General features: G+C 69.6%; 21 protein-coding genes. 19 read left to right on the forward strand and 2 right to left on the reverse strand.

Annotated features, from left to right (window positions below; all coding sequences use genetic code 11):
* Window positions 1-21 precede the first annotated feature (21 nt).
* Window positions 22-975, reverse strand: coding sequence for a GlxA family transcriptional regulator (locus tag ACNKFW_RS21135; RefSeq protein WP_024843792.1), 954 nt, complete (start codon window positions 973-975; stop codon window positions 22-24).
* Between the two features lie 86 nt (window positions 976-1,061).
* Between ACNKFW_RS21135 and ACNKFW_RS21140 the strand changes: the two genes are divergently transcribed.
* The 15 genes from ACNKFW_RS21140 (at window position 1,062) to ACNKFW_RS21210 (ending at window position 15,993) form a co-directional block, all read left to right on the forward strand.
* A complete protein-coding gene (locus ACNKFW_RS21140; RefSeq protein WP_333483864.1) occupies window positions 1,062-1,949 on the forward strand; it encodes a 3-keto-5-aminohexanoate cleavage protein in 888 nt (295 codons plus the stop codon).
* A 44-nt stretch (window positions 1,950-1,993) separates the two neighbouring features.
* On the forward strand, window positions 1,994-3,553 hold the full coding sequence (locus tag ACNKFW_RS21145; protein ID WP_028710254.1) for an ABC transporter substrate-binding protein: 1,560 nt from the start codon (window positions 1,994-1,996) through the stop codon (window positions 3,551-3,553).
* Window positions 3,550-5,004, forward strand: a complete 1,455-nt coding sequence (locus ACNKFW_RS21150; RefSeq protein WP_333483863.1) for a carnitine 3-dehydrogenase — start codon at window positions 3,550-3,552, stop codon at window positions 5,002-5,004. The genes ACNKFW_RS21145 and ACNKFW_RS21150 overlap by 4 nt, the downstream gene beginning before the upstream one ends.
* Window positions 5,001-5,978 (forward strand): ABC transporter permease, encoded by a 978-nt coding sequence (locus ACNKFW_RS21155; protein WP_011751292.1) that lies wholly within the window; start codon window positions 5,001-5,003, stop codon window positions 5,976-5,978. Before ACNKFW_RS21150 ends, ACNKFW_RS21155 begins: the two co-directional genes overlap by 4 nt.
* Window positions 5,979-5,982: 4 nt before the next feature.
* A complete protein-coding gene (locus ACNKFW_RS21160) occupies window positions 5,983-6,801 on the forward strand; it encodes an ABC transporter permease (protein WP_333483862.1) in 819 nt (272 codons plus the stop codon).
* 3 nt (window positions 6,802-6,804) lie between these two features.
* On the forward strand, window positions 6,805-8,421 hold the full coding sequence (locus ACNKFW_RS21165; protein WP_333483861.1) for an ABC transporter ATP-binding protein: 1,617 nt from the start codon (window positions 6,805-6,807) through the stop codon (window positions 8,419-8,421).
* On the forward strand, window positions 8,418-9,296 hold the full coding sequence (locus tag ACNKFW_RS21170; protein ID WP_333483860.1) for an alpha/beta hydrolase: 879 nt from the start codon (window positions 8,418-8,420) through the stop codon (window positions 9,294-9,296). The genes ACNKFW_RS21165 and ACNKFW_RS21170 overlap by 4 nt, the downstream gene beginning before the upstream one ends.
* A gap of 78 nt (window positions 9,297-9,374) precedes the next feature.
* On the forward strand, window positions 9,375-10,388 hold the full coding sequence (locus tag ACNKFW_RS21175; RefSeq protein ID WP_051419605.1) for a LacI family DNA-binding transcriptional regulator: 1,014 nt from the start codon (window positions 9,375-9,377) through the stop codon (window positions 10,386-10,388).
* 67 nt (window positions 10,389-10,455) lie between these two features.
* Window positions 10,456-11,124 carry an amino acid ABC transporter permease gene (locus tag ACNKFW_RS21180; RefSeq protein ID WP_024843783.1) on the forward strand — a complete coding sequence of 223 codons (669 nt, stop codon included), beginning with the start codon at window positions 10,456-10,458 and terminating at the stop codon, window positions 11,122-11,124.
* A 1-nt stretch (window position 11,125) separates the two neighbouring features.
* Window positions 11,126-11,782: an amino acid ABC transporter permease gene (locus ACNKFW_RS21185; RefSeq protein ID WP_024843782.1), complete on the forward strand. Its 657-nt coding sequence runs from the start codon at window positions 11,126-11,128 to the stop codon at window positions 11,780-11,782.
* A gap of 35 nt (window positions 11,783-11,817) precedes the next feature.
* Window positions 11,818-12,615: a transporter substrate-binding domain-containing protein gene (locus tag ACNKFW_RS21190; protein WP_024843781.1), complete on the forward strand. Its 798-nt coding sequence runs from the start codon at window positions 11,818-11,820 to the stop codon at window positions 12,613-12,615.
* 52 nt (window positions 12,616-12,667) lie between these two features.
* Window positions 12,668-13,402, forward strand: a complete 735-nt coding sequence (locus tag ACNKFW_RS21195) for an amino acid ABC transporter ATP-binding protein (protein WP_114669251.1) — start codon at window positions 12,668-12,670, stop codon at window positions 13,400-13,402.
* Window positions 13,399-14,319 (forward strand): NAD(P)-dependent oxidoreductase, encoded by a 921-nt coding sequence (locus ACNKFW_RS21200; RefSeq protein WP_333483858.1) that lies wholly within the window; start codon window positions 13,399-13,401, stop codon window positions 14,317-14,319. The genes ACNKFW_RS21195 and ACNKFW_RS21200 overlap by 4 nt, the downstream gene beginning before the upstream one ends.
* Window position 14,320: 1 nt before the next feature.
* Window positions 14,321-15,256, forward strand: a complete 936-nt coding sequence (locus ACNKFW_RS21205) for a sugar kinase (RefSeq protein WP_333483857.1) — start codon at window positions 14,321-14,323, stop codon at window positions 15,254-15,256.
* Window positions 15,253-15,993 (forward strand): fumarylacetoacetate hydrolase family protein, encoded by a 741-nt coding sequence (locus ACNKFW_RS21210; RefSeq protein ID WP_333483856.1) that lies wholly within the window; start codon window positions 15,253-15,255, stop codon window positions 15,991-15,993. The genes ACNKFW_RS21205 and ACNKFW_RS21210 overlap by 4 nt, the downstream gene beginning before the upstream one ends.
* 1 nt (window position 15,994) lies before the next feature.
* On the opposite strand, the gene ACNKFW_RS21215 is transcribed toward ACNKFW_RS21210, so the two are convergent.
* Window positions 15,995-17,110: a 3-hydroxyacyl-CoA dehydrogenase gene (locus ACNKFW_RS21215; protein ID WP_333483855.1), complete on the reverse strand. Its 1,116-nt coding sequence runs from the start codon at window positions 17,108-17,110 to the stop codon at window positions 15,995-15,997.
* Window positions 17,111-17,250: 140 nt separating this feature from the next.
* Between ACNKFW_RS21215 and ACNKFW_RS21220 the strand changes: the two genes are divergently transcribed.
* The 4 genes from ACNKFW_RS21220 to ACNKFW_RS21235 are packed head-to-tail and all read left to right on the forward strand — an operon-like array spanning window position 17,251 to window position 21,516.
* Complete coding sequence (locus ACNKFW_RS21220) at window positions 17,251-19,536, forward strand: bifunctional salicylyl-CoA 5-hydroxylase/oxidoreductase (RefSeq protein ID WP_333483854.1); 2,286 nt, start codon at window positions 17,251-17,253, stop codon at window positions 19,534-19,536.
* Window positions 19,533-20,273, forward strand: coding sequence for an SDR family NAD(P)-dependent oxidoreductase (locus ACNKFW_RS21225; protein ID WP_114669246.1), 741 nt, complete (start codon window positions 19,533-19,535; stop codon window positions 20,271-20,273). Before ACNKFW_RS21220 ends, ACNKFW_RS21225 begins: the two co-directional genes overlap by 4 nt.
* Window positions 20,270-20,707, forward strand: coding sequence for a MarR family winged helix-turn-helix transcriptional regulator (locus ACNKFW_RS21230; protein ID WP_147429212.1), 438 nt, complete (start codon window positions 20,270-20,272; stop codon window positions 20,705-20,707). Before ACNKFW_RS21225 ends, ACNKFW_RS21230 begins: the two co-directional genes overlap by 4 nt.
* Window positions 20,704-21,516 carry an enoyl-CoA hydratase family protein gene (locus tag ACNKFW_RS21235; RefSeq protein WP_333483853.1) on the forward strand — a complete coding sequence of 271 codons (813 nt, stop codon included), beginning with the start codon at window positions 20,704-20,706 and terminating at the stop codon, window positions 21,514-21,516. The genes ACNKFW_RS21230 and ACNKFW_RS21235 overlap by 4 nt, the downstream gene beginning before the upstream one ends.
* Window positions 21,517-21,548 lie beyond the last annotated feature (32 nt).

The raw sequence follows: 21,548 nt of genomic DNA on the forward strand, positions 1-21,548 counted from the left end.
CGCATATCGCGGCTTTGACCGCTATCGCGTCCCGGTTTTCCGCACGGTTTCCCCGAAAGCGCGGCGATAGGCGCGTGCCAGCGTGGCGGGCGACGAGAACCCGGTACGCGAGGCGATCTCGCCCAGCGACAGCTTGGTTTCCAGCGCCAGCGCCCGGGCATGGGACAGCCGGATCTGCCGGTAATAGCCGCCGGCCGACAGGCCCAGATGGGCATGGAACAGCCGGTCCATGCTGCGCGGCGACAGCGCCGCGCGCTCGGCGATGCGGGGCAGGGGCAAGGGCTGTTCGGCGGTTTCGCGCATGGCGACGATGGCGCGCTGCAGCGCCGGTGGCAGGGCGCTGTCGGTCATGCGGCTGGGCAATTGCCATTCCACCGGATCGGTGCTGCGGCCCATGACCCGGCCGAACATGTTGGCCACGTCGAAGCGCAGCGCCTCGCCTGCCTGTGCGCCGATCAGGTCCAGCGACCAGCTGAGTACGCTTTGCGCGCCGCCGCAGGTGACGATATTGCCGTCCGCGACATAGGGGTCGGGCACCACGGTGATTTCCGGAAAGGCCTCGGCCAGCGCCTCGCGCTCCATCCAGTGGATCGCGGCACGGCGCCCGGCCAGCAGGCCCATCTGCGCCAGCAGCCACGCCCCGGTGTCGAGGCCGCCCAACACCGGCAGCCCGCGCGCCTTGCGCAGCACCGCCCGCATCGAGTCGCGCTGCAAATGGTCGCGCATGCCGTAGCCCGAGACCAGGATCAGCGCATCCGTCGCCCCCACCCGTTCCAGCGGCAGATCGACCGCGATCGCCAGCCGCGACGAGCTGGTGACCGCCCCGCCGTCCAGCGAGCTGACCTGCCAGGAAAACAGCCGCCGCCCCGACAGGTCGCGGGCCGCCCGCAGGGGCTCGATGGCGCTGGCCAGCACCATGTTCGAGAAGCCGTCGAACAGCAGGAAGGTCAGGTGCAGCGGCGATTTTGGCGACATGGGCAAAGATTATGGCGTAAACTGCACATCATGCCAGTCAAATAGCTGTCAGGCTGCGGTGAAATCACACATTGCCGGAGCCATGAATGAACCGTGACGTCTTCATCACCTGCGCGGTGACCGGATCGGGGCAGAGCCACAAGAAGTCCGACCTGGTGCCGATCACGCCCCGCCAGATCGCCGAAGCCTGCATCGAGGCGGCGAAGGCGGGTGCGGCCATCGCCCATGTGCATGTGCGCGATCCCGATACCGGCGCCCCATCGCGCGATCCGGCGCTGTATCGCGAAGTGGTGGAGCGGGTGCGTTCCGCGGGCACCGACGTGGTGCTGAACCTGACGGCGGGCATGGGCGGCGACATCGTGCTGGGCTCGGCCGAGGCGCCGCTGCCGCTGTCGCCGCAATCCGACCTGATCGGCGCCAGCGAGCGGCTGGTGCATGTCGAGGAACTGCTGCCCGAGATCTGCACCCTCGATTGCGGCACGATGAACTTCGCCGAGGCCGATTACGTCATGACCAACACCCCCGGCACGCTGCGCGCCATGGCGGCACGCATCCAGGCGGCGGGGGTGCGGCCCGAGATCGAGGTCTTCGACACCGGCCATCTGTGGCTGGCCAAGACGCTGGTGGAGGAGGGGCTGATCGACGATCCGGTGATGATCCAGCTGTGCATGGGCATCCCCTATGGTGCGCCGGCCGATCCGAACAGCCTGATGGCGATGGTGAACAACATCCCGCCCGGCTGGGTCTATTCCATGTTCTCTATCGGGCGGATGCAGCTTCCCTATGTCGCGCAGGCGGCGCTGGCCGGCGGCAATGTGCGCGTCGGGCTTGAGGACAATATCTGGCTGGACAAGGGCGTGCCGGCCCGCAACGGCGATCTGGTCGAGCGGGCGGCGACGATCCTGAACGCGATGGGCTGCCGCATCCTCGGTCCGCAGGAGGTGCGCGACACGCTGAAGCTGACCCGGCGCTGAGCCGCAGGCCGAACCAATCCATAACACAAGACAGGGGGTCCACCATGAGCATCAATCTGACGAGTCGGGGGCTGACGAGGCGGGGCTTGCTGGCCGGCGCGGCGGGCGTGGCGGCGGCGGGGCTGATCCTGCCGCGCGGCGCGCGGGCGCAAGAGGCCAGGCGCGGCGGCAGGCTGCGCATCGGCCATCTGGGCGGGGCGACCTCGGACACGCTGGACCCGGCGACCTATGCTGCCGGTCCGGTGGTGACGGCGATGCTGGCGGTCTGCAACAACCTGGTCGAGATCGACGCCAAGGGCCAGGCCGTGCCCGAACTGGCCGAGTTCGAGCCCGATGCCGAGGCCCGGATCTGGACCTTCCGCCTGAAGGATGGCGTCACCTTCTCGGACGGGCGCAAGGTCACGGCGCGGGATGTGATCGCCTCCTTCGACCACCATCGCGGCGCCGATACCAAGTCCGGCGCCAAGGGCTCGCTGGAACAGGTCAAGGAGATCCGCGCCGATGGCGACAATGTGGTGGTGTTCGAGCTGACCTCGGGCAATGCCGATTTCGCCTATCTGACTTCGGACTATCACTTCGTCATCATGCCGGCGAACGAGGACGGCACGCTGGACTGGCAGTCGGGCCTGGGCACCGGCGGCTATGTGCTGGAGAATTTCGAGCCGGGCGTGCGCATCACGCTCAAGCGCCGCGACGATTACTGGAAGCCCGACCGCGCCTGGTTCGACGAGGCGGTGCTGCTGACCATCAACGACGCCACCGCCCGGCAGAATGCGCTGATGACCGGCGAGGTCGATGTCATCAACTCGCCCGACCTCGCTACGTTGCACCTGTTGCAGCGCCGTCCGGGCCTGCAACTGGTCGAGGTGACGGGGACCGCGCATTACACCATGCCGATGTTCTGCGACCAGGCGCCCTTTACCGATCCGAACCTGCGGCTGGCGCTGAAATACGCCATCGACCGGCAGGAGGTGCTGGACAAGGTGCTGCGCGGCCATGGCCAGATCGCCAATGACAGTCCGATCGCGCCGGCGAACCGCTTCTTTGCCGCCGACCTGCCGCAGCGGGCCTATGACCCGGACAAGGCGAAACATTACCTGAAACAGGCCGGCATGGAGGGGCTGAAGGTCGAGATTTCCGCCTCGGACGCGGCCTCGGTCGGGGCGCTCGACATGGTGCAGCTGTTCCAGCAATCGGCCAAGGCGGCCGGGATCGAGCTGACCGTCAAGCGCGAGCCAGACGACGGCTATTGGTCCAATGTCTGGCTGAAGAAGCCCTTCTGCGTCAGCTACTGGAACGGCCGCCCGACCGAGGACGACATGTTCAGCCTGGTCTATGCCCGTGGCGCCGAGTGGAACGAGAGCCACTGGGACAACGAGCGCTTCAACGAGTTGCTGCTGAAGGCGCGGGCCGAACTGGACGACGGCCTGCGCGCCGAGATGTATCGCGAGATGCAGGGGCTGGTCTCCGAGGATGGCGGCACGATCATCCCGATCTTCGTGAACTATATCGACGTGGCCAATGACAAGGTGGCGCATGGCGAGGTGGCGTCGAACCGCTTCCTCGACGGCTGGAAGATCGTGGAACGGTGGTGGCAGGCATGAAGATCGCGGCAATCGGCGGCGGGGTCATCGGCGGCGGCTGGATCGCCCGTTTCATCCTCTCGGGGCATGACGTGGCGGTCCACGATCCCCACCCCGAGGCGCAGCGCATCGTCGGCGAGGTGCTGGCGAATGCCACCCGCGCCTGGGAAAGGCTGTTCCAGGCGCCGCTGCCCCGGCCGGGGCGCATCCTCTGGGCCGGCTCGCTGGCCGAGGCGGTCCGGGACGCCGACTATATCCAGGAAAGCGTGCCCGAGCGGCTGGAGCTGAAGCACCGCATCATCGCCGAGATCGAGGCCGCCGCGCCCGGGACGGCGCTGATCGGCTCCTCGACCTCGGGCTTCAAGCCCTCCGAGCTGCGGCAGGGGGCGCGGCATCCCGCCCGCATCCTCGTCGCCCATCCGTTCAACCCGGTCTACCTTCTGCCCGTGGTCGAGGTCGTGGGCGGCGGCGAGGCGGCCGGGCGCGCCTGCGAGATCCTGACCGAAATCGGCATGAAGCCGGTCCGGATCGCGCGCGAGATCGACGCCCATATCGGCGACCGCCTGCTGGAAGCCGTCTGGCGCGAGGCGCTGTGGCTGGTGCATGACGGCATCGCCACCACCGAGGAGATCGACGACATCATCCGCTTCGGCTTCGGCCTGCGTTGGGCGCAGATGGGCCTGTTCGAGACCTATCGCATCGCCGGCGGCGAGGCCGGGATGCGGCATTTCCTGGGCCAGTTCGGCCCGGCGCTGAAATGGCCCTGGACCAAGCTGATGGAGGTGCCCGACCTCGACGAGGCGCTGATCGACCGTATCGCCGGCCAGTCCGACGCGCAGTCGGGCCGGCATTCGATCCGCGAGCTGGAGCGGATCCGCGACGACAACCTGGTCGGCATCTTCCAGGCGCTCAAGGCGAACGATTGGGGTGTCGGCCAGACTGTGCGCGCGCAGGAGGACGGCTTCTATGCCCGCGCGCCCGTGCGGGCCGAGGGCTATCCGCTGCGCATCCATCAGGCCCGCGTGACCGGCGGCTGGGTCGATTACAACGGCCACATGACCGAGTTCCGCTATCTGCAGGTGCTGGGCGATGCGACCGACGCCTTCCTGATCCATATCGGGCTGGATGCCGATTACCGGGCGCAGGGCCGCTCGGCCTATACGGTCGAGACCCATATCCGCCACCTGGCCGAGGTGAGGGCGGGCGAGCTTTTGACCGTCGAGACCCGGCTGCTGGGCCATGACGCCAAACGCTTCCGCCTGCATCATGCCATCCTGCGCGAGGACGGGACCGAGGCCGCGACCGGCGAGCATATGCTGCTGCATGTCGATACCGGCGAGGGGCGCGCCATCCCGATGCCGTCCGCGCTGCTGGAGGCGCTGGACCGGGTGGCCGCGCAGGACGGCGCGCCGCATCCTGATCATGCCGGCGCCGGCATCCGCCCGATCCGCCAGAAGGAGGCCACCGCATGAGCGCCGCCGAGGCCCGGCGGCGGCCCATCCTGCGGATGATCGCGGGCCGGCTGGGCATCGGGGTCTTTACGCTCTTCGTCATCTCGGTGCTGATCTTCCTGGCCGTCAGCCTGCTGCCCGGCGACATCGCCCAGCAGGTGCTGGGCCAGTCCGCCACGCCCGAGACCGTCGCGGCCTTCCGGCGCGAGCTTGGGCTGGATCAGCCGCTGGCCTGGCGCTATCTCGACTGGGTCGGCGGGGTGTTGTCGGGCGATTTCGGCCGCTCGCTGGCCAATGGCCGGCCGGTGGCGGACCTGCTGGCCGCGCGGCTGGGCAACACGCTGTTTTTGGCCGCCTATGCGGCGGTGATCGCGGTGCCGCTGGCGGTGGGGCTGGGGCTGCTCGCCGCTTTGTGGCGCGGCAGCTGGTTCGACCGTATCGCCAATGTGGCGACGCTCTCGGCGATTTCCTTCCCGGAATTTTTCATCGCCTATATCCTGATGTTCTGGCTGTCGGTCAGGATGGGCTGGTTCCCCTCGATCGCCGATCCCGGCGCCTCGCCGCGGCTGGCCGAGATGCTGGGCCGCGCCTTCCTGCCCGCGATCACCCTGGTCCTGGTAGTCACCGCCCACATGATGCGGATGACGCGGGCGGCGGTCGTCAACGTGCTGGGCGCGCCCTATGTCACCATGGCGCGGCTGAAGGGCGTGTCGCGCTGGCGCGTCGTCACCCGCCACGCCCTGCCGAACGCGCTGGCCCCCATCGTCAACGTGGTGGCGCTGAACGTGGCCTGGCTGATCACCGGCGTCGTCATCGTCGAGGTTGTCTTCGTCTATCCCGGCCTCGGCCAGCTGATGGTGGACAGCGTCACCAACCGCGACATTCCGGTGGTGCAGGCCTGCGCGCTGATCTTTGCCGCGGTCTATATCCTGCTGAACCTGCTGGCCGACGTTCTGGCGATCGCCACGAACCCCCGCCTGCTGCATCCGAGGTAAGGCCATGATCCGGATGCTGAAAACCATGCCGCCGACCGCGATCCTTGGGGTTCTGGTCATCGCCGCCTATGCGGTGATCGCGCTGTTTGCGCCGCTGCTGGCCCCCCATGCCGAGGCGCAGATCGTCGGCGCCCAGTTCGAGCCGTGGAGCGCCGCCTATCCCCTTGGCACCGACACGCTGGGCCGGGACATGCTGTCGCGGCTGATCTGGGGCGCGCGCAATACCGTGGGCGTGGCGCTGATCACCACGGCGCTGGCCTTCGGCATCGGCGCCATCGCCGGTCTGCTGGCGGCGGCGCTTGGCGGCTGGGCCGATCTGGCGCTGTCGCGGCTCGTGGACGTGCTGATGGCGGTGCCGGCGCTGATCCTGACACTGCTGGCGCTGTCGGCGCTGGGGCCGGGGGTGGCGAACCTGATCGTCGTGGTGGCGATCCTCGATTCCACCCGGGTCTTTCGCCTGGCCCGTGCCACGGCGATGAACGTCATGGTGATGGACTATGTCGAGGCGGCGCAGCTGCGCGGCGAGGGCACCTGGTGGATCATCAGCCGCGAGGTGCTGCCGAACATCTCGGCGCCGCTGATCGCCGAGTTCGGGCTGCGCTTCTGCTTCGTGTTCCTGACCATCTCGGCGCTCAGCTTCCTGGGCCTCGGCCTGCCGCCGCCGATGGCGGACTGGGGCGCGATGGTGCGCGACAATGCGGCGCTGATCACCTTCGGCGACATCACGCCGCTTATGCCCGCCGCCTGCATCGCGGTGCTGACGGTCTCGGTCAATTTCGTGGTGGACTGGATGCTGCACCGCGCCTCGGGTCTGAAGGACTGAACCATGCTGCTGAACATCGAAAAGCTGAAGGTCGAGGCGCGGGGCGAGGAAGGCTGGACCCCGATCCTGCACGGCGTTGACCTGCAGGTCGCCCGGGGCGAAGTCGTCGGGCTGATCGGCGAATCCGGGGCCGGGAAGTCGACGCTGGGCCTTGCGGCGCTGGGTTTCGCGCAGGGCGGGCTGCGTTTCGCCGGCGGGCGGGTGATCTTCGACGGCACCGACCTGCTGCAATTGCCCGAGCGCCGGCGCCGCGCCTTTCGCGGCCGCCGGGTCGCCTATGTCGCGCAATCGGCGGCGGCAAGCTTCAACCCGGCATGGCGGCTTCTGGACCAGTTCTGCGAGGGGCCGGCGATCCACCACACGGCGGACCGCGCGGAATCCGAAGCCTTCGCGCGCCGGCTCTATGCCGCCATGCACCTGCCCGACCCGGAGCATTTCGGGCTGCGCTTTCCGCATCAGGTCTCGGGCGGGCAGTTGCAGCGGGCCATGGTCGCCATGGCCATGGCCTGCAAGCCCGACCTGATCGTCTTTGACGAGCCGACGACGGCGCTGGACGTGACCACGCAGATCGGCGTGCTGGCGGCGATCCGGCAGGCGGTCGAGACCACCGGCACGGCGGCGATCTACATTACCCACGACCTGGCCGTGGTCGCCCAGATGGCCGACCGCATCAAGGTCATGCGCCACGGCCGCGAGGTCGAGGACGCGCCGACCCGCCGGATGATCGAGGCGCCGGCGCAGGACTATACCCGCTCGCTCTGGGCGGTGTGCGCGTTCCGCCGGCCGCCGCGCGCCCTGCCGCAGGCCAGCGCGCCGACGATCAGCATCCGCGAGGTGACGGCGGGCTATTCGTCGCTGGACGTGCTCAGCGAGGTCAGCTTCGACATCCCGCGCGGCGCCACCGTGGCGGTGGTGGGCGAATCCGGCTCGGGCAAGTCCACCACGGCGCGGGCGATCACCGGGCTGCTGCCGCCGCGTGCGGGCAGCATCGCGCTGAACGGCACGCCCCTGCCGCCGCGCTTGGCGCAGCGCGGGCTGGAACAGAAGCGGGCGGTGCAGATGATCTACCAGATGGCCGACACGGCGCTGAACCCGCGCCAGACCATCCGGCAGATCCTGTCGCGGCCGCTGCAATTCTACCTGGGCCTGACCGGCCGGGCGCGCGAGGCGCGGCTCAACGCGCTGATGGAGCAGATCGAGCTGGAGCCGGCGCGGTTTCTCGACCGCCTGCCGGGCGAGCTGTCGGGCGGACAGAAGCAGCGCATCGGCATCGCCCGGGCGCTGGCCGCCGATCCCGAATTCATCATCTGCGACGAGGTGACCAGCGCGCTGGACCAACTGGTGGCCGAGGGCATCCTGCGGCTGCTCAGCAAGGTGCAGGACGAAACCGGCGTCAGCTACATGTTCATCACCCATGACATCGCCACCGTCCGCGCCATCGCCGACGAGGTGGTGGTGATGAGGGGCGGACGGGTCATGGACAAGGGCCTGAAGGCCGAGGTGCTGGACCCGCCGCGCCATGCCTATACGCGGGAATTGCTGGCCTCGGTGCCGCAGATGGACCCGGACTGGCTGACGCGTCGTATCGCCGAGGGCCGCATCGCCGAGGGCGCGGCATGATCCGCGATCCGCAGGTGCTGGACTTCATCGCCCGGACCGAGGCCGCCTATCCGCCCGAGGCGAACGGCGCCAGCGCCGCCGACAACCGCCGCTTCTACGATGCGATGTGCGCCGTCTTTCGCGCCCCGCGCCCGCCGGGCCTGAAGGTCGAGGATCGCCGCATCGGCGGCGTGCCCTGCCGGGTCTATGGCCCCGAGACCCCCGTGGCCGTGGCCTATGTGCATGGCGGTGGTTTCGTGGTCGGCGGGCTCGACAGCCATGACGATGTCTGCGCCGAGATCGCCGATGCCACCGGGTTGCAGGTCGTCGCGGTCGATTACCGGCTGGCGCCCGAGCATCGCTGGCCGGCGCAGATCGCGGATGTGCAGGCGGTCTGGGACGCGCTGGACCGTCCCGCCGTCATCGCGGGCGACAGCGCGGGCGGGCTGCTGGCCGCCGCGCTTTGCCTGTCGCGGCGCGGGGCGCGGCAGCCCTTGGGGCAGGTGCTGGTCTATCCCGGCCTGGGCGGCGACGGCAGCGCGCCCTCCTATCGCGAGAATGCCGAGGCGCCCCTGCTGCGCACCGAGGATCTGGCCGGCTATCACGCCGCGCTGCATGGCGAGGGGCCGGCCGATCCGCTGGCGCATCCCTTGCAGGCCGACAGCCTGGCCGGGCTGGCGCCGGCCTTCGTCGTCACCGCCGATGTCGATCCGCTGCGCGACGACGGGCGCGACTATGCGCGGCGGCTGCGGGCCGAGGGCGTCGCGGCGCATTGGCGCAACGAGCCGGAACTGCCCCACGGCTATCTGCGGGCCCGCCGCCACAGCGACCGCGCGCGGCGCAGCTTCCAGGCGATCCTGGCCGCGATCCAGCGGTTCGCCGGCCCGCCGCGCTGAGGGGCGATCCGCTGCGGGCTTGACATCCCGCCCCCCGGCACGAATGCCATGAGAGAGCCATGAGAGAGGGGGATCGCCATGCAGCGCAAACGGGTCACGCTGGACGAGGTCGCGCGGATCGCCGGCGTGTCGCGCGCCACCGTGTCGCTGGTGGTGCGCAAATCGCCCCTGGTCGCCGATCACACCCGCGAAAAGGTCGAGCAGGTCATGGCAGACCTGGACTATGTCCGCGACATCGGCGCCGCGCGGCTGCGCAACAACAGCAGCCGCACCGTTGGGGTGATCGTGCCGAATCTGGTGAACGCGTTCTTCACCGAGTTCCTGGCCGGGGTCGAGCGGGTGATGGGCGAGGACGACCGGGTCGTGCTGCTGGCCAACAGCCAGGACGATCCCCGGCGCCAGGAGGGCATCCTGCAACGCTTTCGCGGCCATGGTGTCGATGGGGTGATCCTGTGCCCGGCGGCGGGGACCGATCCGGGCCTGCCCGCGCGCATGCGCCGCTGGGGCCTGCCGATGGTGCAGTCGCTGCGCGAGATCGACCGGGGTGCCACCGATTACGCCGGCGCCGACTATATCGAGGGGGTGCGGCTGGCGGTGCAGCACCTGGTCGGCCTCGGCCGTCGCCGCATTGCCTTCCTGTCGGTCGGCGCCCGCACCTCGGCGCGCGAGGAGCGGCTGGCCGGCTTTGCCCGCGCCCTGGCCGAGACCGGCGCCGAGGATGCCGGTATCGTCGAGGCCGACCTGACCTGGGAGGGCGCGGCGCGCTCGGCCGCCGAGGTGCTGGCGCTGCAAAGCCGGCCCGAGGCGGTGCTGTGCTTCAACGATGTCCTTGCCGCCGGTCTGATGCTGGGCCTGCGCCGCGCCGGGCTGGAACCGGGGCGCGACCTGGGCGTGGTCGGCCTGGACGACCTGCCGCTGGCCGAGCTGACCTATCCGCCGCTGACCAGCGTCGCCATGGACCCGGCCGGGATCGGCGCTGCCGCGGCGCGCCTGCTGGCCCGGCGGCTGGCCGATGCCGGCGCGCCGGTCGAGCGCGCGATCCTGGCGCCGCGGCTGGTGATCCGGGAAAGCAGCGGGCGGGAAGCGGGTTGACTTTTGCATTTGCTTCTTTTAGATCGTTCTAAATAACAGGAATCGACGCATCCGCAGGGGAGGGCAGATGTATCAGTTCAATTTCCAGCCGGTTTTCGGCAATCTCGACTTGCTGCTTTACGGCGCCTGGCTGACGGTGCGGCTGTCGCTGATGGCCATGGTGCTGGGGCTGGTCGTCTCGGTCCTGGGCGCGGTGGCCAAGACCTCGGGCATCCGGCCGCTGCGCTGGCTGACCGATGTCTATGTCGAGGTGATCCGCAACACGCCGTTCCTGGTGCAGATCTTCTTCATCTTCTTCGGCCTGCCCGCTGCCGGTATCAGCCTGTCGCCGAACACCGCCGCGCTGGTGGCGCTGGTGGTCAATGTCGGCGCCTATGGCACCGAGATCATCCGGGCCGGCATCGAATCGATCCCCCGCGGCCAGATCGAGGCCGGCCGCGCGCTTGGCCTCGGCCCCGCCCAGATCTTTCGCTATGTCGTGATGATCCCGGCGCTGCGCAACATCTACCCCTCGCTGACCAGCCAGTTCATCTACCTGATGCTGACCTCCAGCGTGGTCTCGGTCATCTCGGCCAACGACCTTGCCTCGGCCGGGGCGGACCTGAACGCCCGCACCTTCGCCAGCTTCGAGATCTACCTGGTGCTGACGATCCTGTATTTCCTGCTGGCGCTGGGGTTCTCGACCCTGTTCGCCGCCATCCGCCGCGCCTTCTTCACCTATCCTGCGAGCCGCTGAGATGATCCGCGAATTTTCCTCTGCCGACATCCTGTTCATCGTCTCGGCCGTCCGCTGGACGCTGATCCTCTCGGCCATCGCCTTTCTTGGCGGTGCCATCGGCGGGCTGGCCGTCGCGCTGGCGCGGACCGCGCAGGGCCGGCTGCCGCGCCGGATCGCGGCGGGCTTCATCCAGGTCTTCCAGGGCACGCCGCTGCTGATGCAGCTGTTCCTGGTCTATTTCGGCCTTGCCGTCCTTGGCCTGCCCATCGACCCGCTGCTGGCCGCCGCCGTCGCGCTGACGCTGCATGCCAGCGCCTACCTGGGCGAGATCTGGCGCGGCGCCATCGAGGCGGTGCCGCCGGGCCAGACCGAGGCGGCGGTGGCGCTGTCGCTGTCCTACCGGGACCGGATGCGCCATGTCGTCCTGCCGCAGGCGCTGCGGCTGGCGACCGCGCCGACCGTGGGCTTCCTGGTGCAGCTGATCAAGGGCACCTCGCTGGCCTCGATCATCGGCTTCACCGAGCTGACCCGCGCCGGGCAGATCATCAACAACGCGACCTTCAAGCCGTTCCTGGTCTTCGGCACGGTGGCCGCGCTTTATTTCGTCCTGTGCTGGCCCCTGTCGCTTCTGGCCCGGCACATGGAGGCGCGCATGCGGCTGGCGATCACCCGCTAGAGCCCCGCGCAGAGGATTTCACGGAGGAGGAAACCATGAAACTGAACCGTCGCATCTTTACCGCCCTGGCCGCCGGCGCGCTGGCCATGGGGCTGGCCCCGCCCGCAAGCGCCGCCGATCTTGACGCAGTCAAGAATGCCGGCACCGTCAGGGTGGGCATGCTGGTCGATTTCCCGCCCTTCGGCATCCAGGACGCCTCGGGCAAGCCCGATGGCTATGATGCCGACGTGGCCAAGGCGCTTGGCGAATTCCTGGGCGTGCAGGCGCAGATCGTTCCGGTGACCGGGCCGAACCGCATCCCCTATCTGCTTTCGGGCCAGGTCGATGTACTGGTCGCCTCGCTGGGCATCACCGAGGAGCGGGCAGAGAAGGTCGACTTCTCGAAACCCTATGCCGGGATCAGCATCGCCGTCTATGGCGACAGCGGGCTGGAGATCGCCGCGCCCGAGGGGCTGGCGGGCCAGTCCCTCGCTGTCGCCCGCGCCTCGACCCAGGACACCGGCGTCAGCGCGGTTGCGCCGCAGGGCACCGACATCCGCCGCTTTGACGACGACGCCAGCGCGGTGCAGGCGCTGATGTCGGGGCAGGTCAGGCTGATCGGGCTGTCGAACGTGGTGTTCTCGCAGGTCTCGACCGTCGCGGGCGACCGTTTCGACAAGAAGTTCGACCTGTCGAGCCAGGTGCAGGGCATCGCCGTCGCGCCGGGGTCGGATGCGCTGCTGGAACAGGTCAACGCCTTCGTGGACCAGGCGAAATCCGACGGCACGCTGGACCAGATCCATCAGAAATGGCTGGGCGAGCCGCTGCCCGATTTCGTCAAGAACGCCCAGTGACGCGCGCCGCGCGGCCGTGCCCCGGCCGCGTGCCATCCCAGGGGAAAGCCACATGACCGAACATGCCATCATCATGCGTGCCGTGAACAAGTATTACGGTGCCTATCACGCCCTGGTCGACATCGACCTGACCGTGACGCGGGGCGAGCGCATCGTCATCTGCGGGCCCTCGGGCTCGGGCAAATCGACGCTGATCCGCACCATCAACCAGCTGGAGCCCATCGAATCCGGCACCATCATCGTGGACGGGGTGGAGCTGACCGCCGGCGGCGAGAACGTGGCCCGGGTGCGGCAGGATGTCGGCATGGTCTTCCAGTCCTTCAACCTGTTCCCGCACATGACCGTGCTGGAGAACTGCGTCCTGGCGCCGATGAAAACCCGCAAGATCCCGCGCGCCGAGGCCGAGGCGACGGCGCGCAAATACCTGGAGCGGGTGCGCATTCCCGAACAGGCCGACAAATATCCGGCCCAGCTTTCCGGCGGCCAGCAGCAGCGCGTCGCCATCGCCCGCGCGCTGTGCATGAAGCCGCGCATCATGCTGTTCGACGAACCGACCTCGGCGCTGGACCCGGAAATGGTCAAGGAGGTGCTGGACACCATGATCGACCTCGCGCGCGAGGGGATGACCATGCTTTGCGTCACCCATGAGATGGAGTTCGCCCGCGCCGTGGCCGACCGGGTGATCTTCATGGACAAGGGCGTGATCGTCGAGGAGAACGCGCCCGACCAGTTCTTCGGCAATCCCCAGAACGAACGGTTGCAGAACTTCCTGGGCCAGATCGCATGACCCGGCCGCGCATCCTGGCCCTGGCCGAGCTGAAGCCGCAGGACATGGCCGACCGGCTTGCCGCCGAATACCGGGTGATCCGCGACATCGGCGATGCGGCGGATGTCGAGGCGGTGCTGACCGCCGGCAATGTCGGGATCACGGCGGCGCAGATGGCGCGGCTGCCGGCGCTGCGGCTGATCGCGGTGAACGGCGTCGGCGTCGATGCCGTCGACCTGACCGAGGCGCGGCGTCGCGGCATCGCCGTCACCACCACCCCCGACGTGCTGTCGCTGGCCGTGGCCGAGATGGCGCTTGGCCTGGCGCTGGCGGCGGGGCGCCGGATCGCCGAGGGCGACCGTTTCGTGCGCGCCGGCCAATGGTCCTCGGGCGGCAAGCTGGGCCTCGGCCTTTCGGTGCTGGAGCGGCGGGCTGGCATCCTGGGCTATGGCCGCATCGGGCGCCGGCTGGCCGACCTGCTGCGCGGCATGGGGATGGCGGTGCTCTATACCGCCCGGCACGAAAGGCCGGACGCCCCGGACGGCTTCCGCCCCGATGCGCTGGCGCTGGCGCGGGATTGCGAGTTGCTTTTCGTCACCGCCGCCGGGGGCAAGGATACGCGCGGCCTGGTCGATGCCGGCGTGCTGGCGGCGCTCGGCCCCGATGGCGTCCTGGTCAATGTCGCTCGCGGCCCGGTGGTCGATGCCGGGGCGCTGGCCGCGGCGCTCCATGCGGGCGCCATCGCCGGGGCGGGGCTCGACGTTTTCGACGATGAGCCGAACGTGCCGCAGGCGCTGCTCGATGCCCCGAATTGCGTGCTGACCCCGCATATCGGCTCGGCCACGGCCGAGGCGCGGCGCGCGATGGCGCAGCTGGTGCTGGACAATATCGCCGCCCATTTCGCCGGCCGGCCGCTGCCCACCCCCTACGAGGCCTAGCATGCGCTATCTTTGCATCGGCGAGCCGCTGGTCGAGTTCACCGCCCGCCGCGATGCGCCCTCGACCTTCGACCGGCGCGCGGGCGGCGACACGCTGAACAGCGCCATCTATCTGGCGCGGCTCTTGCCCGCCGGCTCGGTCGGCTACCTGTCGCGACTCGGCGACGACGCGATGAGCGCCTGGCTGCGCGGCGTCATGGCCGGGGAGGGGGTGGCCGATCTGTGCGCCACCGAGCCGGGCGGCCGGCCCGGACTGAGCTTCATCTCGACCGATATGCGGGGCGAGCGCAGCTTTCTTTACTGGCGCGAGCAGGCGCCGGCGCGGCGCATGTTCGATGATGGCGACATGGCGCTGGGGGCCGTGGCCGAGGCCGGGACGGTGCTTCTGTCCGGCGTCACGCTGGCGATCCTTTTGCCCGAAAGCCGCGAGCGGCTGCTGGCCGCGCTGGAACGGCGGTTGGCGGCGGGGGGACGGATCGTGCTGGACACGAACTACCGCCCCGCCCTTTGGCCCGATGCCGCCACGGCGCGCGGGGTGATCGGCCGCGCGGCGGCGCTGGCGACGCTGGTCCTGCCCTCGCTGGACGACATGGCCGGTTGTTTCGGCATCGCGGACCCGGCCGGGGCGATGGCGGCCCTGGCCGGGCTGGGCGGGGCCGAGATCGTGCTGACCACCGGCGGGGGCAAGGTGCTGCGCCGCCCGCCCGGCCAGGACCGCATCGAGACCCATCCGCTGCCCCCGATGGTTGCCGCGGTCGATACCACCGGCGCCGGCGACAGCTTCAACGCCGGCTGGCTGGCCGCGCGCGATGCCGGCCTGCCGCCGGCCGAAGCCGTGGCCCTTGCCGCCCGCCTGGCCGCGGTCGTCGTCACCCATCCCGGTGCGGTCATCCCGCGCCCCGCCATGCCCGATCTGGGCCTGGGGGTGGCGACATGAGTGCCGCATTCGATCCCGAGGCCGCCGCCCGCGCCCTGCTGGCGGTCCATGGCGCTGCGCCGCGCCTGCCGGGCCTGGTCCCGCCGCCACCCGATCCCGACGCGGCCTATGCGGTGCAACGGGCGGTGATCCGTGCGCTTGGCGGCGGTGCCTGGAAAATGGCGTTGCTGGCCGGCCGCGACCGCCATGCCGGGGCGCTGCCGGGGCGGGGGGTCGTCCGCTCGGACGCCCTTTTGCCGCCGCTGCCGGCCGATGCTTGCATCGAGGTCGAGACCGCCCTGATCCTTGGCGCGGACCTGCCCGCCGGTGCGACAGCCGCTGCCGCGGCGGACGCCATTGCCGAGGTGCGGCTGGCCTTCGAACTGGTCGCCCCGCGGCTTGCCGACCGCGGGACGGCGCTGCCGCTGGAACTGATGGCCGATGGTTTCGGCTCGGCCGGGATCGTGCTGGGCGATGTTTTGCCCGATTGGCGCGACGGCATGACCGGCCCGCTGGGGATCGCGCTCTGGCTGGACGAGCGCCGGGTCGCGGTCCCGGAGACCGCGGCGAGCCTGGCCGAGGCGGTGGATTTCCTGGCCTGGCTGGCCGGTCACGCGGCGGCGCAGGATCTGCCGCTCTGCCAAGGCGACGTCATCATCACCGGCGCCCGGATCGGCCCGCTGCCACTGGACGGTGCGCGGACCGCGCGGGCCCGCGCCGGCGGGGCCGCGGTCTCGGCCCGGTTCGCCGGGCCCTGAATCAGCGCGTCAGGATGGGCGCGGGCCGGTAGCGCCCGTACAGATGGGCCGGCGCGGCGGCAGCCAGCCGCTCCAGCCGGTCCCGCACCCGCGCGCATCCCTGCGCGGCCAGGATCTCGAACGGGCCGCGCGGGAAGTTCAGGCCCAGTTTCAGAGCCGTGTCGATGCCCTCCTGCGTCGTGCCGCCCTCGGCCAGAAGCCAGCCGGCCTCGTTGACCAGCGTCGCCTCGATGCGCCGGACGATGGCCGCGGCATCCTCGGGGGCGGGGCCGGGCTTTTCCGGGTAAACGAAGCCCCGGCCGGTCTTGCGCCCCAGAGCGCCCGAGGCGACCTGCCGCCGCGCCGCCTCGAAGACGTGATAGCGCGGGTGGCCATCCATCGCCGCGGCAAGGCTTTCGGTCGCGGCCAGGTTGATGTCGGCGCCCACCAGGTCGATCAAGCCGAAGGGGCCCAGCCGATAGCCCGCCGCCAGCATCGCCGCGTCGATCTCGGCCGCGCTGCGGCCCTCCTCCAGCAGCGCCAGCGCCTCGCCGTAAAAGGGCCGGGCACAGCGGTTGACGATGAAGCCGGGCCGGTCTGGGCACGGGATCACGGTCTTGCCCGCCGCCTCGGTCAGGCGCCGGGCCCGCTCCAGCGCTGCCGTGCCGGTTCCGGGATGCGCCACCAGCTCGACCAGCCTCATCACCGGTGCCGGGTTGAAGAAATGCAGGCCCAGCAGGCGCTGGGGCTGCGAAAGCCCCTCGGCCATGGCGGCGACCGACAGCGACGAGGTATTGCTGGCCAGCACCGCATCGGGCGCCAGCACCGATTCCAGTGCCGCGAACAGGGCGCGCTTGGCCTCCATGCGCTCGACCACCGCCTCGATGGCCAGATCGGCGGCGCCCATGGCCTCGGGGCCCTCGACGACGGTGATGCGGGCCAGGGTCGCGTCCAGATCGGCTTGCGCCAGCTTGCCGGCCTGGACCCGAGGCGCAAGGCCGGCGCGCAGCCGCTCCAGCGCCGTTTTCCGCGCGTCCGCCGCGGCATCGGTCGCCAGCACGGCAAAGCCGGCGGCGGCATAGGTCTGGGCGATGCCGAGGCCCATCGTGCCCAGGCCGATGACGGCAATGGTGGTCATGTCGGAAACTCCGCGCTGCATCCTATGGACATCATGCCATCGGCAAGAATCATTTCAAGCTTGAAATTTTAAACTTGAAACGAATCCGATTCGCTGGCAGCTTTTCCCCAACAGGCCGAAAAGGCGCAGGGAGGTGAGCGATGAAGATCTTGTGTATGGGCGGTGGCCCGGCTGGACTGTACTTCGCCATTTCGATGAAGCTGCGCGATCCCTCGCACCAGATCACCGTGCTGGAACGCAACAAGGCCAACGACACCTTCGGCTGGGGCGTGGTGCTGTCGGACGACGCGCTGGGGCGGATGCAGCAGAACGACCCCGCCAGCACCGAGGCGATCCGCAGCCATTTCGCCTATTGGGACGATATTGCCGTGGTGCATGACGGGGTGCGCACCGTCTCGGGCGGGCATGGCTTCGCCGGCATCGGCCGCAAGCAGATGCTGGTCCTGCTGCAAGCCCGCGCGCGCGAGCTGGGGATCGACCTGCGGTTCGAGACGGTGTTCAGATCGGCCGAGGAATACCGCCGGGACTACGACCTGGTGGTGGGCTGCGACGGCATCAACAGCCTGGTGCGCAGCGAATATGCCCAGGTGTTCCAGCCCGATATCGACACCCGCCGCTGCAAGTTCGTCTGGCTGGGCACGCATCAGAAATTCGATGACGCCTTCACCTTCATCTTCGAGCGGACCGAGCATGGCTGGGTCTGGGCGCATGTCTACCAGTTCGACGGCGACACCGCGACCTTCATCGTCGAGACCCTGCCCGAGACCTGGGAGAAGCTGGGCTTTGCCGACATGTCCAAGGAGGAATCGGTCGAGACCTGCCGCAGGATCTTCGAGCGCCATCTGGGCGGCCACGCGCTGATGTCCAATGCCGCGCATCTGCGCGGCTCGGCGGTCTGGATCCAGTTCCCGCGGGTCATCTGCGAGCGTTGGTATCACGAGAATGTCGTGCTGATGGGCGATGCGGCGGCGACCGGGCATTTCTCGATCGGCTCGGGCTCGCGGCTGGCCTTCGACAGCGCCATCGCGCTGGCCGAATACCTGCATTCCGAACCGACCATGCAGCGCGCCTTCGAACGCTATCAGGAAGAACGCCGCGTCGAGGTGCTGCGCCTGCAATCGGCCGCCCGCAACAGCCTGGAATGGTTCGAGCAGGTCGAGCGTTACCTGGACATGGAGCCGCTGCAATTCGCCTATTCGCTGCTGACCCGTTCGCAGCGCATTAGCCATGAAAACCTGCGCCTGCGCGACCCCGAATGGCTGGGGCAGGCCGAGGACTGGTTCCAGGGACGCGCCGGCGGGCGCAAGGGCCGGCGGCCGATGTTCGCGCCCTTCCGGCTGCGCGACATGGAACTGGAAAACCGCATCGTCGTCTCGCCCATGGCGCAATACAAGGCCGTGGACGGCTGCCCGACCGACTGGCATTTCGTCCATTACGCCGAGCGCGCCAAGGGCGGCGCCGGGCTGGTCTATACCGAGATGACCTGCGTCTCGGCCGAGGGGCGGATCAGCCCCGGCTGTCCCGGCCTCTACGCGCCCGAACACGAGGCTGCCTGGAAGCGGATCGTCGATTTCACCCATGCCGAGACACGGGCCAAGATCTGCATGCAGATCGGCCATTCCGGCCGCAAGGGCTCGACCCAGCTGGGCTGGCAGGATGCCGACCGGCCGCTGGCCCAGGGCAACTGGCCGCTGATCTCGGCCAGCGCGATCCCGTGGCAGGACGGCAACGCGGTGCCGAAGGCCATGGACCGCGCCGACATGGACATGGTGCGCGACCAGTTCGTCGCCGCGACCCAGATGGCGGCGCGGGCGGGCTTCGACATGGTCGAGCTGCATGCGGCGCATGGCTATCTGATCTCCAGCTTCATCTCGCCGCTGTCGAACCGGCGCGAAGACGACTATGGCGGCAGCCTGGAAAACCGCATGCGCTATCCGCTGGAGGTGTTTCGGGCGATGCGCGCCGCCTGGCCGGCGCAAAAGCCGATGTCGGTGCGCATCTCGGCCAATGACTGGGTGGGCGACGAGGGCGTGACGCCCGAGGAGGCGGTCGAGATCGCCCGGATGTTCGCCGATGCCGGCGCCGACATCATCGACGTCTCGGCCGGGCAGACCAGCACCGGGGCGCGGCCCATCTATGGCCGGATGTTCCAGACCCCGTTCAGCGACCGCATCCGCAACGAGGCCGGGCTGGCGACCATGGCGGTGGGCAATATCACCGAGGCCGACCAGGTGAACGGCATCCTGCTGGCCGGCCGGGCCGATCTGGTCTGCCTGGCGCGGCCGCATCTGGCCGATCCCTATTGGACCTTGCACGCCGCCGTCGAGGCCGGGGACGAGGCCGCGGCCTGGCCCTTGCCCTATCTGGCCGGCCGCGACCAGGCGCTGCGGCTGCGCAGCCGCGCGCAGGAGGCGATCCGGGCATGACGGCGATGGCGGGCAAACGGGTGCTGATCACCGGGGGGGGCACGGGCACCGGCGCCGATCTGGCGCGCGCCTTTGCCGGGGCCGGGGCCGAGGTGGTGATCTGCGGCCGCCGCAAGGCACCGCTGGAGGCCGTGGCCGAACGGACCGGCGCCCGCGCCCTGACCGCCGACGTGACCGACGAGGCCAGCGTCAGGGCGCTGTTCGCCGAGGCCGGTCCCTGCGACATCGTCATCGCCAATGCCGGGGCGGCGGACAGCGCGCCGCTCAGCCGCACCACGCTGGAGCAGTGGAACGCCATGCTGGCGGTGAACCTGACCGGCACCTTCCTGACCTTCCGCGCGGGGCTGGCGCAATTGCCCGGCTGGGGCCGGCTGATCGCCGTGGCCTCGACCGCCGGCCTTCGCGGCTATGCCTATGTCGCGCCCTATGCGGCGGCCAAGCATGGCGTCGTGGGTCTGGTGCGCAGCCTGGCGCTGGAGGTGGCGCGGCGGCCGGTGACGGTCAACGCGCTGTGTCCCGGCTTTCTGGATACCGAGATGACGGCGCGTTCCATCGCCACCATCATGGACAAGACCGGCAAGAGCCGGGATCAGGCGCTGGCCGCGCTGACCGCGACCAATCCGCAGGGCCGGCTGATCCAGCCCGCCGAGGTCAGCGCCGCGGCGCTGTGGCTGTGCGGGCCGGGCTCCGAGGGGGTCAACGGCCAGGCCATCGGTATTTCGGGGGGCGAGGCATGAACGATCCGCTGTCCAAGCGCCGGCTGAAGCTGTGGATCCGCCTGCTGGGCGTCACCCGTGCCGCAGAGGGCCAGCTGCGCGAGTTCCTGCGGGTCAGGCACGACACGACGCTGCCGCGTTTCGACGTGATGGCCGCGCTCTATCGCCGGCGCGAGGGCGTCACCATGAGCGAGCTCAGCCGCATGTTGCTGGTCTCGAACGGCAATGCGACGGCGGTGGTGGACCGGCTGGAACGGGACGGGCTGGCGCGGCGCGAGCCCTCGGAAACCGATCGGCGCACCGTCTTCGTCAGCCTGACGCCCGAGGGGCTGGCGGCCTTCGAGGGTTTCGCCGCCGATCACGAGGCCGAGGTGAACCGCATCTTCGCCGGCCTGACCGAGGAGGACATCGAGTTGCTGACCGAGATCCTGAAACGCATGGGGGGCGCGAAATGACCGAGCTGGCCGGGCTGAAGCCGCAACATTTCATCTGGGAGGTGCGGGACCGCATCGCCACCATCCGCCTGAACCGCCCCGAGCGCAAGAACCCGCTGACCTTCGACAGCTATGCCGAGCTGCGCGACACCTTCCGCGCGCTGGTTTATGCCCGCGACGTGGATGTGGTAGTGCTGGCCTCGAACGGCAGCAATTTCTGCTCGGGCGGGGATGTGCATGACATCATCGGCCCGCTGGTCGGCATGGACATGAAGGGGCTTCTGGCCTTTACCCGCATGACCGGCGATCTGGTCAAGGCGATGATCGGCTGCGGCAAGCCGGTGATCGCGGCGGTGGACGGGATCTGCGTCGGCGCCGGCGCGATCCTGGCCATGGCCTCGGACCTGCGGCTGGCGACGGCGCAGGCGAAATGTGCCTTCCTGTTCACCCGCGTCGGGCTGGCCGGCTGCGATATGGGCGCCTGCGCCATGCTGCCGCGCATCATCGGCCAGGGGCGGGCGGCCGAACTGCTTTACACCGGTCGGGTGATGGGCGCAGAGGAGGGCCATGCCTGGGGTTTCTGGAACGCGCTGCATGACGCGGACGCGCTGGAGGCCGAGGCGCAGGCGCTGGCGCGGCGGCTGGCCGCGGGGCCGGTCTTTGCCCATGGCATCACCAAGACCCAGCTGAACCAGGAATGGAACATGGGGCTGGAACAGGCCATCGAGGCCGAGGCGCAGGCGCAGGCGATCTGCATGCAGACCCGTGATTTCGAGCGCGCCTATCGGGCCTTCGTCGCCAGGGAAAAGCCGGTGTTCGAGGGCGACTGAAGCCGGGGGCTGTCTGCCCCGTTGTCCATTGG

It is taken from the genome of Paracoccus sp. TD-10, assembly GCF_048270675.1.
Classification (GTDB): domain Bacteria; phylum Pseudomonadota; class Alphaproteobacteria; order Rhodobacterales; family Rhodobacteraceae; genus Paracoccus; species Paracoccus pantotrophus.